Source organism: Streptomyces sp. NPDC088746, assembly GCF_044751065.1.
GTDB lineage: Bacteria > Actinomycetota > Actinomycetes > Streptomycetales > Streptomycetaceae > Streptomyces.
The window spans coordinates 1,335,712-1,348,221 of the sequence record NZ_JBIVLA010000001.1; the positions used below are offsets into that span (position 1 = coordinate 1,335,712).

A 12,510-nucleotide genomic window follows, 5' to 3' on the forward strand; every position below is an offset into this window, starting at 1 on the left:
ACCATGGCCCCCGCCCCGCCCCGTACCCGCCGCCGCGGCCTCCCGTCGACTGCGGTCCGTACCGCCCGCAAGCTGGGCGAGATCCGACGCGCCCAACTCATCACGACCTACGGCGTCGGAGCCATGATCGCGGTGGAGAACGAGTCCTTCCTCATCCGCGGAATCGACTCCTGGGACATCTCCGACGCACCATTCATCTCGGAGCCGCGCCTGGCCCGCCAGCTGGGTGTTTCGGGTTTCCGGATGCCACCGGCTCCCGACCCCGACTCTGCTCGGGACGGCGTACGAGCGGTGCGGTTCCCGGAGATGTACTCGTGCCCTCACTGCCACCAGTTGCAGCCCTTCCGTAAGTTCAACTCGCCGGCAGGACGGGCCGAGTGCTCGACCTGCCAGGAGAGTCTGGTCCCGTCCCGCTTCGTGATCGCCTGCACGCACGGACATCTGGAGGACTTCCCGTACTGGAAGTGGGTCCACCGGGGAAACCGGACGGCGCACGGGTCCTGCGGCGGCCATCTCACGTTCGAGGCCGACGGCTCCACCGCCTCGCTGCGTGCCGTGTTGATCGGTTGCAGCTGCGGGGTGGAGCGAGTGTCCATGGAGGGCTCGTTCCGACGCCAGGCCCTCCGGGACCTGGGCATTCGGTGCAGCGGTCGTCGCCCATGGCTCAAGGACGCTCCGGCCGAAAGCTGTCAGGAGCCACCGCGCACACTCCAACGTGGTTCTTCGTCGGTCTGGTTCCCTGTGATGCATTCGGCCCTGTCCATCCCGCCATGGAGCCAGGGCATCGCCAAACTCGTCGCACCGTTCTACGACGCCCTCAAGGACGAAGATCCCGCTTCGATCAAGGCATATGTACGCATCGCGGAACTGCTTCGTCACCACCCGAACTACACCGAGGACGATGTGGTGGCCGAGGTCGCCCAGAGGCGTGCGGCCGAAGTCGCTCTTACGGAACCGGTTCACGATACGGAGACCGTCAAGCGCGCCGTCGATTACCGTCGAGAGCTCTACGAAGGTGAGTACCGCAGCCTGACCAAAGCACACCCCGAGGTCGCCGGCGAGGAACAGGACTTCGTGTGCGAGCCCCCCGCCGCACCGATCGACGCTCTGCGTTCATCGCACGGCTTGACTCAGGTGATGCTGGTCAAACGGCTGCGTGAGGTGCGGGCACTCCAGTCGTTCCGGCGCGTGGAGGAACCCAGCCCGGCGGACTCGCCCATGCGCGAGGCCGCGATCTCGCAGGTGAAGTCGAGTTGGCTTCCGGCTTTCGAGGTGAGCGGCGAGGGTGTGTTCGTTCGCCTCGACCCGGAACGGCTTCGGACCTGGGAGGAGCGACCGGAACAGGTCGCACGCGCCGCTCGGATCCGCGAGAACCACGAGAGGCTACTGTCGGCACGCGCAGGCGATTCGGACAAGCCGGTTCCCGCCTCTCCCGCCACCCCCCGCTTCCTCCTTCTCCATGCCTTGGCCCATGTGCTGATCAACGAGTGGAGCCTGGACGGCGGCTACCCCGCCGCTTCCCTGCGCGAGCGGCTCTACAGCGCCGACGATATGGCCGGCGTGCTGATATACACGGCCACCAGCGACTCCGCCGGCAGTCTCGGCGGCGTCGTCGCGCAGGGTGAACCGGACCGTCTGGCTATTTCCCTCAAGACCGCCCTACACCGGGCGAGCTGGTGCTCGAACGACCCCCTGTGCATGGAGTCGGAGGCGAGCGGTGCGGACAGCCTGAACATGGCCGCCTGCCACGCCTGTCTACTTCTGCCCGAAACGAGCTGCGAGAACAACAACATTCTGCTCGACCGTGCGGCTCTGGTCGGGACGCCGGATGGCCGGACGCGGGGCTTCTTCACGTCCTGACGGCCCGCACAGGGGTCCGGCTTCCGTAGTCACCCGGCAGCCGGACCGGGCACCGATCCAGGAGGCCGGTGAGATGCGCCTGGCCGCCGAGCTCCAGCCGAAGCTCGGTGAACGATTACTGGTGACCTGAGTCGGAGATTCCCTGCCTGTGCTGGTGAGAATGGACCTCATGGACCATCTGTTGCACCTGGACCGCACACTCGATGAACTGGACCTACCCCGGTGGACGCTTCCTGACGCTGACGCGACCCACTTGGTACGCAAAGTGCATGAGTTGCGGCGTGTGCGCCTGGGGGAACTCGGTCCGGCGGACCTGCGCGTGCTCATTTCACAGCAGGTGGCACTGCCCTACGTCCTTCCACTCGCGGTGCGGTTGCTACTCGAACAGCCTCTGGTCGAGGCCTCCTTCTACGAGGGTGACCTTCTGTTCGCTGCCGTCAGCGCCCCCGCTTCAGCCTGGGCCATGCTGCCAGATCTGAAAGCGAGGCTGCGCGCCGTAATTACTACGTTGTCGGAGACAGCGGTCGCTGACCTGCCTGGCGACGGAGCTGAGGAGCTTGCCCGATTCGTTGCTCGGCCCGAATAGCTTCGCTGACCTGATGAACGGGCGTACATAAATCCGCAAGGGGTTGCCGATCCGAACCAGAGATTCGATGGCAAGGGGCAGCGACGTTGAACAAGGATTTCAACGGCGGTCTGATCCAGGCGAAGGGCCGACGGTTGCTGCTCGTGCTCTGACCGCATAGGTTCACCGGATTGAGGCGGGCCAGTCGGCAGGTAGCGTGTAGTGCCAGCCCGGGCGCCAGGTCGGCGGTGCTTGGAGCAGTTCTTCCAGCGGTGTTCCGGTGAGCAGATGGTCGAGCGCCCATCGGTTGGCCGAGTGGGCGATCACCAGGATTCTGCTGCCGTCCCATCCGGTGGCGAGGTCGTGGAGGAAGCCGCGGGTGGCCGTGGCGACCTGGCGGTAGCTCTGACCTCCGGGAAATGGTTCGTCGATGTGCTGGGCTCGTTGGGCGGCGATGAGTGAGATCGGGTGTCCGTTGAGGTCTCCGTAGTTGCACTCACGCAGCCGGATGTCCTGGTGGATCGGGGGCCGGCCGTCGGGGAACGCGGTCCGGGCTGTCTGGACAGCGCGGTGCAGGTCGGAGGCGAACACGGCCGCGAAACCGGCGCCGGGTCGACGTTCGCCCAATTCCCGGGCCTGGCGGCAGCCCAGGTCCGAGAGCCGGCCCGGGAGCCAGCCGGTGGCGATGCCGGCTTCGTTGTCCGTGGTGGTGGCGTGTGTCTCGTAGACGATTTCTACTGCCATCAGGGCTCCTGGATGTCCTCGACAAGTCAGGCTGCACGGGCGAGCGGGCGGCCCCCAGCGGAGGCCTTTCGTTGAGGTCTGTGAAACTACGGGAATCGCTGCCGGGCGGTGGGAGTTCAACGACAGGATGTGGGCGCACATCGAGCGGCTGCTCCGGTTGGCCCGCATAATTTGCGGCGTCCGGGTCGTAAGCGTCGGGATTGACGCAAGCTTTCACTGCGTCATGCACCCTCGACATCCAGGCGCTCCGCCGACTGGAGCAGGTACTGGGGCAGTTTTGAACTGGCCGCCAAGAACTCGATTCCGATGACGTGGCCCTGGTCGTCGAAGTCAAGGTTGATCATGCCGCCGACGCCCACCGGATCGCAGGGATACATGCGTGCGGAGTTCACGCGGACCTGCGGGTCGGTGAAGTGCACATACGCTGCGTCCACAGTCTTGTCGTAGGTGACCCTCACGTCTGCCACGGTGAACTGGCCTCCTTGGTGTCGTTGATGACTGCACTCACCTTTGCCATGCCGGTGCTTCGCCGGGTCTCATGCCGTTGCGACGGGGTGCAATGCCAGGGCAGCCAGACCATGAATCGGAACCGGAGGAGCCACGCCAAGGCGACCATCGGTCAGCCATCGGGCTGAGCTGCGGAGCGGTAGATGTGCTCTTGTCCATCGTCGTCTTCGAACTCGACGGTAAATGGCAGACCCATCTCCTTCAAGGCTGCCAGGAGGACAGCAATGCGGTCGGGGTCCACGAACCCGCTGAACACCACGGGATTCAACGGCATCACTTCAAGCTCAGCAAAGGCACTCTCAACCTTGAACTCGGTCCAGCTCGACCGACGAACCGCCCAGCCGATGGAGCGGAACGCCTCGGCCGCGTGTTGAGCGCCGGCTGTTGTTGTGAGGGATCCACATATGTTGTTGCCACGTACAGCCTGTGCCTGAGCAGCGGCGTCCAGATGTGGCCCGTCTGTCCCGCCGGAGGTGAAGTTCACGCCGGACGGTATCAGGCAGGTGTCGCCCGCCGATGGTCCGCCGGACATCGCTCCAGCGGCAGGGCTAGAGGGCCACCGCTGGGCGACCGGCGTGAAATCCAAGTGCCTGGGGCCTCTCGCGGCGCCACACTGTCAGGATGGATCATGTGAGGATCGCCAAGGAGCTGGTGCGTGACCGTTTCCCTGCGGCCCGAGCCGCCTTCCTGGCCGGCAGCGTCCTGACACACCACCGCACGCCTATGTCCGACCTGGACATCGTGGTGCTGCTGAGCGGCCCGCCTGCCCCCTTCCGGGAGAGCCTGATACACGATGGCTGGCCGGTGGAGTTGTTCGTCCAGACGGAGGCCGATTGGCGTCTCTTCGCTGAGCGAGAGACGGCCGCTCGCAAATCGCCGCTGCTGGCCATGTGCGCTGACGGCATGTTGCTGGTCGACGCGGACGGACTTGGATCTGCGCTACAGGCGGAGTCCCGGGAACGGTTGGCAGCGGGGCCGCCACCCGCATCAGCGACAGAAATGGAAGACCGGCGGTACGCCCTCACCGACACCTTGGACGACCTCCGCGGCTGCACCGACCCCTTGGAGCGGACCTACCTGGTGGCGCACCTCCTGGAGCGCGCCTCAGAGTTGGCCTTGCTCACGGGCGGGCACTGGCTGGGCGGTGGCAAGTGGCTCTCACGGCGTCTCGCTGCCGCCGAACCGGAATTGCACAGACGTCTGACAGCAGGCGCGGCTGCGGTGATGTCCGGCGTGACCGATGAAGAAGGCCATTTCGCGGACGCGGTGAACGAAGTCCTGGAGTCAGCCGGCGGTCTCCGGTGGGCGGGGTATTACCGCAGTTGAGGCTGGTTGCAGGCAGCCTTGGGGGCCATCGCCCGCAGAAATGCGAACGGTAGGAACAGCCGGGCAGCCGCTACTCAGACGCGCGAGCGGGCAGCCAGCCCTGCGAACGCTGACCACGCGCGAGGAGAGACAGTCAGTACGTGCCCCTGAATGTCTTTCGAGTCCCGGACCAGTACAGCCTCGGGGGAAACAGCGATCTCCACGCAGTTGCCACCGCCACCACCGCTGTAGCTGCTCTTAAACCAAGCAAGTTCGGTAGGGCTCATAGCGCTCCTCGCATCTGCTCCAGCAGACTCGTGGTGGCTTGGTGGCTCAGAGCCTGCGAGCGCATCTTGCCATAGCGCTGAAGCATTGCGCTTGCGGCTTTCGGGTCGGTGATCAGCATGCTGCTGTCGTGGGCCTCGACGTATCCGACCCACCGGTTCTCTGCCGTCTCCGCCAAAGAGAGCGGGCCTTCGAAGCCTGAGTGGTCCTCCTGGACCAGGGGCATGGCCTGAATCTCTACGTTCCGCAGACGACTCACTGCGAGCAGGTGGTCGAAGAGGTCCCGTGTGACCTCGTTGCCTCCCATGCGGCGTTCCAGCAGCGCCTGTTCGACGATAAAGCTGAACGTCGTGTTCGGCCGCTCCTCCAGAAGACGTTGCCGCTCCAGCCGGGCAGTGACCTGATGCTCGAACTGCTCCTGCGCGAGGGGCGGCAGGCGGCGCTCGAAAATCGCCCGGATGTATGGCTCGGGTTGCAGCAGGCCCGGGATCACGCTGGACTCGTACGAGAAGAGGGAGACCGCGTCCTCCTCGATAGCCGCCCACTGCAAGAACCACGACGCCAGCCCCACCTTCCGCGTCAAGCTCCTGGCCGCCGCCGCCAGCACCCGCGCCGCCGCCGCTCCCAGTACCTCCTCCGAGCGCTCCAGCAGGTCCCTCGGCGGGAATCGCTTGCCCTGCTCGATCTTGGCGATGTACGCCGCCGAGTACCCGACCCGCACCGCGAACTGCTCCTGCGTCAGCCGCGCTTCGTCGCGCAGCGCCTTGAGTACGGCCCCGAATGTTTTGAGGCTGTCCGACAACTCCGGCTCGCCACAGTGTCCCCCGCCGCCGTTGTCCGAAGCCATGCCCGGTCACCTCTCCCCTGCGCTGCGCCCGCCTGTGGGCCACGAGCAAGGGTTACGTACAGTAACCCTCCCAGTCCAGCGCGTGAACCAGTACAAGTCGATCTGTATCGGTGCCGTGCCTGCCACGAGGGCCCCCTCCCCACCAGGCTGGGTCCATGCCAGCCCCTCACACCCCTTCCCCCACCACCACGCGCCTGTTCGTGCAGCGCTTCTCCGCCACCCGGCGCGGAGCCCGCCTCGCGCGCCTGCTTGCCGGACTGCAGTTGGTCGAGTGGGGGCACCCTCGCGGTGCGGATGACCACGACGCCGTCACCATCGTGGTCGCCGAGCTCGCCGCGAACGCCGTGCTGCACGGCCGCGTACCTGGACGGGACTTCGCCCTGCTCCTCCGTTACGACGCCGGCCGGGGCGTCATCCGTATCGAGGTGTCCGACACCCACTGGGCCCGCCCCGCCCTCGTCGCGCCGGCCTCCGACGAGGACCACGGCCGTGGGCTGATTCTCGTCGACGCCCTCGCCACCCGTTGGGGCGTTCATGACCGCCTGGGCCCCGGCAAGACGGTCTGGGCGGAGTGCGCCCTGTCCACGGGGGCCGGAAAGCCTGCGTGCGGGCGAGCCGCCCGATAGGCCGCCGTCGTCACCACCTCCGCCGCGGCGGTGCCCGCCGACTCGCAGAAGGACTTGTAGCGGCCGTGGCAGGCGGCCGGCAGGCGCAGACGTGTCGCCGGCCAAGCCCTCGCCTGCCAGGGGCTGGGTGGCCTTTACCCGAATTGAGCAGTCGTGGGCGATCGATCGACCCGGCAGCGCGGCCGCCGAAACGAATGTGTTGAGTCTGTGCGAGAGATGAGGTCGCGGGCGTGCCGCGCCCGTGCGACAGCAGTTCTCTGTTCTCACGCGGACGGCCGCACGATGCGATCGAGGACGGCTTTTCTTTCCTCAGCACCTGCGGCGTTGCGTCATGCGAGTTAAGGGATTGAGCGCACTGGAGTGAATGAACCTATGATCCACGCCGCAAAATAATCTATTTCCATTTTATTGGCGGGCCGTTGTCGCGGCAATCAAGGGCACTTTGTCCCTCGTGCGTAAATTTCGTGCGTAATATTCGGCGGCAACGTGACGGCTGCCCGGACGTTTGGCTGGGCCGGGTGTGCCGTGGACCAGGACTCTCCGACAGGAAATGGCCTCTCGATGAAGTTGAAGATCCCAAAGCTGGCTTCCCGCCGTGCTTTGTCCGGCTGGTTTGCCTCGGGGCTTGCCGCGACCGTTGCCGGCGTCATGGTCGCTGTAACGCCTACGCAGGCGTTGGCCATCGCAACTCCCGTGCCGTTGGGCACGGCTGCCTCGTACTCCGTTCTGGCGGGTTCGGAGATCACGAACACGGGGCCCTCGGTCATCAGCCAGGATCTCGGGGTGAGCCCGGGGACGGCTATTTCCGGGTTCCCGCCAGGGCAGGTGCTCGGTGCGGTGCATTCCGCGGACGCTGCGGCGCTGCAGGCCAAGAGCGATCTGGTCGTGGCTTACAACAACGCTGCGGGCCAGGCCACGGATTTCGCACTTGCGGCGGGTATCGGGAACGGCGACACGCTGCTTCCGGGTGTGTACACCGCTTCATCGGGTGTGGGACTCACCGGTGACCTGGTTCTGGACGCCGGCGGGAACCCGAACGCGGTCTGGGTGTTCCAGATTCCTGAGGCTCTGACTACGGCGTCCTCCAGCCGGGTGCTTCTGACGAACGGCGCGTCTGCCTGCAATGTGTACTGGCAGATCGGCAGTTCGGCCACGCTGGGTACCACCTCCACGTTTGTCGGCACGATCATGGCTCTGACCTCGATCAGCGTGACCACGGGGACGAACATCCAGGGCCGTGCGCTGGCTCGCAACGGTGCGGTGACGCTCGACAACAACCGGATCTTCCCCGGTACGTGCTCGACCACGACCACGGGCGGAACGACAACCGGCACCACCACCGGAACCACGACCGGGACCACCACTGGCACGACGACCGGCAGCACGACCGGTGTGCTGGGTGGCGTGCTGGGTGGCGTGACGACCGGCGGTGCGACGACGGGCGCCGTCGGCGGTCTTCTTGGCGGCGTCTCGACCGGCGGCTTGGTCGCCGGCCAGGTGACCGGCGGTACGTCCGGGAACATCTCCGGCAACACCTCGGGGAACGTCGCCGGTAACACGACCGGCGGTAACACCGCGGGGAACGTCACCGGCGGCCACGGTGGTGGACCCGGCGGCCCCGGCCATGAAGGTCCGGGCCAGGGCGGTCCGGGTAACGGCGGCCCGGGTAACGGCGGTCCGGGCCACGGCGGTCCGGGCCACGGCGGTCCGGGTAACGGTCACGAGGGTGGGCCGGACAAGGGCCACGAGGGCAAGCCCGGGCACGGTCCCGAAGGCAAGCCGGGCCACGGTCCCGAGGGCAAGCCCGGGCATGGCGGCGACGACAAGCACGGCGAGCACCACGGCTACGGGGACAAGCCCGATGCGCAGGGTGGCCCTGAGGGTCACGCCGGCTAGGTCCCGGGCCTGGCGCGGCGGTTCCGAGGGTCACGGGGGCCAGGCCTCGGGACTGACCGCAGGTATCGGAATGACTGGATGACAGTCGACGGCATGCGGCAGGTTCCTCAATCTGCCGCATGCCGTCAGTGGTATTCGCGACAACGGGCTCAATTGCGAGAGTTGGCATGAGAACAACTGGTGGGGCGGTGTCAGGCGGCATGCAAGCAGTGGACACGGAAGAAGTTCAACTGTCCGAGTCAGGTCCGCCCGGCGCCGGCACTGACGATGAGGCTGTTTCGCCGAACCGGGCGAGAGCTGCCCGTGCCCTGCACCGGGGTTTGTTCACCGTGGTGCTCCTGTGTCTGGTGACGGCTTTGACTCATGTCGCCATGGTCTTTCTCCATGTGGCACCCGCGAATCCTGTTTCGAAGCGGTACAGCCCGCAGGTGAACGCGTGGGTGTACCCCTTGTTCGAGCAGAACTGGCGGCTCTTCGCCCCGGATCCCGACTCCGTCAACCGGCAGATCCTGGCGAGGACATCGCACACCGCGCCCGATGGATCGGTCCGGGTGAGCGACTGGTTCGACCTGGCCGCTGTTGATTCTTCGGCAGTCGAGCACAACGCGTTCCCCAGCCACACGGCACAGAACCTGCTGCGCCGCGCGTGGACGACCTACGTCGAACTGCACGGCGGCGACGACGGAGCGAGCTCGGAACGGGCCGTGATGCTGCAGCAGTACCTGCGCAACATCGCCGCCGAGCGTTTCGCGGACCACAACAGCGGACCGTTCGAGTTCATCCAGCTTCGTGTTCTGACGCTGCCGATCGCGGCTCCCGGCACGGCGGCTTCCAAGCGCCCGCCCGCCCCGGTCGAGAACCGGCTTCTGCCCTGGTGGAAGGTGACCCCTCATGGGAACTGAGCAACTCCCCCCGTCCCCGGCCCCGGCCGTGACCCCGAACCGGCCGGCACAACAGGCGACAGCGGACGGAGTCGTCATCCGGTGGCTGAGCGAGCGGGCCGGCGCATCCTGGGCTCTGCTTACCGACCGGCCGATGTCTCTGTACGCGACCGCGGTTCTGCGTATCGGGTACGGGCTGCTGTATCTGTCGTTCCTCCTGCGTGAGTTCCCGCACCGGAACGAGATCTGGGGCCCCGGTTCGCCGTGGACACCGGAGCTGGCCCAGCAGCTCTTCGAGCAGTCGGGATGGAACAGCATCCTGACTCTGTCCGGCAGCCGTACCTACTTCGAGCTCTGCTACGCGGCGGCCGTGGTGACCTCGGTCCTGTTCACGCTGGGCTGGCGAACCCGCGTCATGTCCGTCCTGTTCGCGGTCGTGGTGGTCTCCTTCCACGCGAGGGCGATCTTCATGACCGACGGGGGAGACAACCTGATCCTGTTGATGGCCCTCTACCTCGTTCTCACCGCGTGCGGCCGTCGCTGGTCGCTGGATGCGCGCAGAACCCGGCGGGCCGCCGCACGAGCGGGCACGGCGCCACCAGCACCGAGGAAGAACTTCTGGCTGCGGCAGCTGAACGACGTACGCACCACGTTGACGACCGCGGTGCACAACTGTGGACTCCTCCTCATCGCAGCCCAGGTCTGTCTCCTCTACGGAGCCGCCGGCCTGTACAAGGTCCAGGGCGCCTCGTGGGGCGGGGGAACCGCCATCCATTACGTGCTGAACCTCGAACTCTTCCAGCCCTGGCCGGCGCTCTCACACCTCGTGGATCAGTACCCGACCGTGATCGCGGTCGCCAGCTACGTCACCGTACTTCTGCAGGTCGCCTTTCCGTTCGTGCTTTTCGGCAGGCTGAAGTACCCCGTACTCGCCATGCTGCTGGGTATGCACATCGGCATCGCGGTGCTCATGGGGCTTCCTCTGTTCTCCGGGGCCATGATCGTGGCCGACGCCGCGTTCCTCCCCGATCGCTTCTACATGTTCCTGGCCCGCTCCGTCCGGCGCATGGCTGCGCGAGCCGGCCTGCCATGGCACAGCGCTTCCGAAGGGCCGGGCTCCCTGCCCGTACCTGGACAACTCAGAGGCGGCCTGACCACCGCGGGGCAGCAGGCCGCTCCGGGGAGGGGGCGGCCCGCCTCCGCCGACGAGGCCACGCTGGTCCCCGATCCGCGCTGAGCGCCCGGCACCACGATCTCGCACGACGCCACTACAGCGAAGCGCGTACGGCGACCCGCCCGATACCGCACGCAGTCGGCCCGACCACCCACCTCCACGGGGCGCGCAGTTGCCGACCAGCGCCCCGCACGGGGAAGTTCACTCGGACAGGATGAGCCATGCCCCAGCAATCTGCACTCCCCCTGCTGGTCTACGACGGTGACTGCGCCTTCTGCACCACGTCGGCGGCCTACCTCATGCGGCGGCTGCGGCCCAAGTGCGCGGCCGCACCATGGCAGTTCACAGACCTCGACGCCCTCGGCATCACCCGGCGGAGGGCCCAGCACGAACTCCTGTACATCTCGTCGAAGGGCACCGTGTACGGCGGCGCGCAGGCCGTTGCCAGACTCCTGCTGAGCGCAGGTGGCATCTGGGCCTGGCCCGGCGGGCTGCTCACCCTGCCACCGGTCCGGTGGGTCGCCCACGGCATCTACCGGATCATCGCTACCCACCGTGACCGACTACCTGGCGGCTCACCGGTTTGCGCGATGCCGGCCGAACACCGAGCGAGCTGACCGTTCCCCCTGGTGACGGGCTGCTCATGGGTACATGAAGGACGCTCCGCAGTCGCCGACCGAAGTCCCGCGCACCCCTCCTTCACAAAGAGAATATTACTCAGCGTTAGTTACGCCATGCGGGTGGACTCCTCCACGCGGTTGTACAACACCTCGACACAGCGATGCAGAATGCGCTCAAGCTGTCGATCTTGGGCGCCTGTTGAGCACGGGGCGCCCATTACACCCGGAGATGTACTGCCCGTGGTTACGAGGACGAACCCCACCGTCAGGAAGCGCCGTCTAGGAGCCGAGCTCCGTCGACTGCGCATCGACAGCGGGCTGACCGGCGGGCAGGTCGCACGACGCCTCCTGATCTCCCAGCCGAAGATCAGCCGCCTGGAGAACGGCCACTGCGCCATCAGCCCCCGCGACGTCCGTGACCTGTGCGCCGTCTACGGCGTCACCGACCAGCAGGTACTCGACTCCCTGATGCGGATGGCGGAAGAGTCCGCACAACGGGGCTGGTGGAACACCTACGGCGACATCCCCTACAGCATCTACATCGGCCTGGAGACCGACGCCGCCTCCATCCGCTGCTTCGCGCCCATGGTCATCCCCGGCCTGCTGCAGACCCCCGCCTACGCCCAGACAGTCATCGAGGAAACGATCCCTCTCCTCACCACTGAGCAGGTTTCCAACCGGCTGAAGGTACGACTGCGCCGCCAGCACCGGATCTACGACCTCACCGATCCGCTGCGCCTCGAAGTCATTCTCGACGAATCGACGTTGCGTCGAGTGGTCGGCAGCCCCAGCCTCATGCGTGAACAGCTGGAGCACCTGAACGCACTGAGCACCGAACCGCACATCACCGTGCAGGTACTCCCGCACAGTGCGGGTGCCCTTCCGGGCACCGCAAGGCAGTTCTCGATCCTGAGCTTCGAGGACAACCCCCGAGCAGGGGTGGTGTACCTCGAAGGATCGACCAGCGACCTCTTTCTGGAAAAGCGCTCCGACCTGGAGCACTACGCGCATATGTACGCTCACTTGCAGGCCCAGGCGCTCAGCTCCGAGAGCACCCGCCAGTTCATCTCCGGCATCATCGCGAGCCACGACGGCGCCACCCCGTGAACTGGCGAGGGAGCGAATGACGGCCCTCCCCCCGTACCGACGTCTTCAGCAGAGGCCACATTTTCGCCATCGCTGCGACATCGCCCATCGTGA

The 12,510-nt window shown here is 66.4% G+C and carries 14 protein-coding genes; 9 read left to right on the forward strand and 5 right to left on the reverse strand.

Translation table 11 applies throughout. From position 1 onward, the window contains the following. The first annotated feature begins 3 nt into the window (after nt 1-3). Entirely contained in the window at nt 4-1,860 is a 1,857-nt protein-coding gene (gene drmB, locus ACIP63_RS06260) for a DrmB family protein (protein ID WP_401511912.1), read from the forward strand. 169 nt (nt 1,861-2,029) lie between these two features. Then, nucleotides 2,030-2,446: a contact-dependent growth inhibition system immunity protein gene (locus ACIP63_RS06265; protein ID WP_401511914.1), complete on the forward strand. Its 417-nt coding sequence runs from the start codon at nt 2,030-2,032 to the stop codon at nt 2,444-2,446. A gap of 162 nt (nt 2,447-2,608) precedes the next feature. On the opposite strand, the gene ACIP63_RS06270 is transcribed toward ACIP63_RS06265, so the two are convergent. The 3 genes from ACIP63_RS06270 to ACIP63_RS06280 form a co-directional block, all read right to left on the reverse strand. Beyond that, nucleotides 2,609-3,169: a histidine phosphatase family protein gene (locus ACIP63_RS06270; RefSeq protein ID WP_401511916.1), complete on the reverse strand. Its 561-nt coding sequence runs from the start codon at nt 3,167-3,169 to the stop codon at nt 2,609-2,611. A gap of 221 nt (nt 3,170-3,390) precedes the next feature. Next, nucleotides 3,391-3,636, reverse strand: a complete 246-nt coding sequence (locus tag ACIP63_RS06275; protein ID WP_401511917.1) for a DUF2283 domain-containing protein — start codon at nt 3,634-3,636, stop codon at nt 3,391-3,393. Between the two features lie 152 nt (nt 3,637-3,788). Beyond that, nucleotides 3,789-4,160, reverse strand: coding sequence for a hypothetical protein (locus tag ACIP63_RS06280; protein WP_401511918.1), 372 nt, complete (start codon nt 4,158-4,160; stop codon nt 3,789-3,791). Between the two features lie 137 nt (nt 4,161-4,297). Here ACIP63_RS06280 and ACIP63_RS06285 point away from each other — a divergent pair, with 137 nt between their 5' ends. Next, the gene (locus tag ACIP63_RS06285; RefSeq protein ID WP_401511919.1) at nt 4,298-5,002 is read left to right on the forward strand and encodes a nucleotidyltransferase domain-containing protein; all 705 of its coding nucleotides are present in this window, start codon (nt 4,298-4,300) and stop codon (nt 5,000-5,002) included. Nucleotides 5,003-5,076: 74 nt separating this feature from the next. Here the strand turns inward: ACIP63_RS06285 and ACIP63_RS06290 are convergent, their stop codons facing one another. Next, nucleotides 5,077-5,268, reverse strand: coding sequence for a DUF397 domain-containing protein (locus tag ACIP63_RS06290; RefSeq protein ID WP_401511921.1), 192 nt, complete (start codon nt 5,266-5,268; stop codon nt 5,077-5,079). After that, nucleotides 5,265-6,113 (reverse strand): helix-turn-helix domain-containing protein, encoded by an 849-nt coding sequence (locus ACIP63_RS06295; RefSeq protein ID WP_401511923.1) that lies wholly within the window; start codon nt 6,111-6,113, stop codon nt 5,265-5,267. The genes ACIP63_RS06290 and ACIP63_RS06295 overlap by 4 nt, the downstream gene beginning before the upstream one ends. A 155-nt stretch (nt 6,114-6,268) precedes the next feature. Between ACIP63_RS06295 and ACIP63_RS06300 the strand changes: the two genes are divergently transcribed. From ACIP63_RS06300 to ACIP63_RS06325, 6 genes are all read left to right on the forward strand, one after another. Continuing rightward, complete coding sequence (locus ACIP63_RS06300; protein ID WP_401511925.1) at nt 6,269-6,739, forward strand: ATP-binding protein; 471 nt, start codon at nt 6,269-6,271, stop codon at nt 6,737-6,739. A gap of 561 nt (nt 6,740-7,300) precedes the next feature. Then, nucleotides 7,301-8,635, forward strand: coding sequence for an ice-binding family protein (locus ACIP63_RS06305; RefSeq protein ID WP_401511927.1), 1,335 nt, complete (start codon nt 7,301-7,303; stop codon nt 8,633-8,635). A gap of 371 nt (nt 8,636-9,006) precedes the next feature. Then, a complete protein-coding gene (locus ACIP63_RS06310; protein ID WP_401512284.1) occupies nt 9,007-9,537 on the forward strand; it encodes a DUF5819 family protein in 531 nt (176 codons plus the stop codon). A gap of 133 nt (nt 9,538-9,670) precedes the next feature. Next, a complete protein-coding gene (locus ACIP63_RS06315) occupies nt 9,671-10,753 on the forward strand; it encodes an HTTM domain-containing protein (RefSeq protein WP_401511929.1) in 1,083 nt (360 codons plus the stop codon). Nucleotides 10,754-10,911: 158 nt separating this feature from the next. Next, nucleotides 10,912-11,307 carry a thiol-disulfide oxidoreductase DCC family protein gene (locus tag ACIP63_RS06320; protein WP_401511931.1) on the forward strand — a complete coding sequence of 132 codons (396 nt, stop codon included), beginning with the start codon at nt 10,912-10,914 and terminating at the stop codon, nt 11,305-11,307. A gap of 243 nt (nt 11,308-11,550) precedes the next feature. Next, nucleotides 11,551-12,417: a helix-turn-helix domain-containing protein gene (locus ACIP63_RS06325; RefSeq protein WP_401511933.1), complete on the forward strand. Its 867-nt coding sequence runs from the start codon at nt 11,551-11,553 to the stop codon at nt 12,415-12,417. The last annotated feature ends 93 nt before the right edge of the window (nt 12,418-12,510 follow it).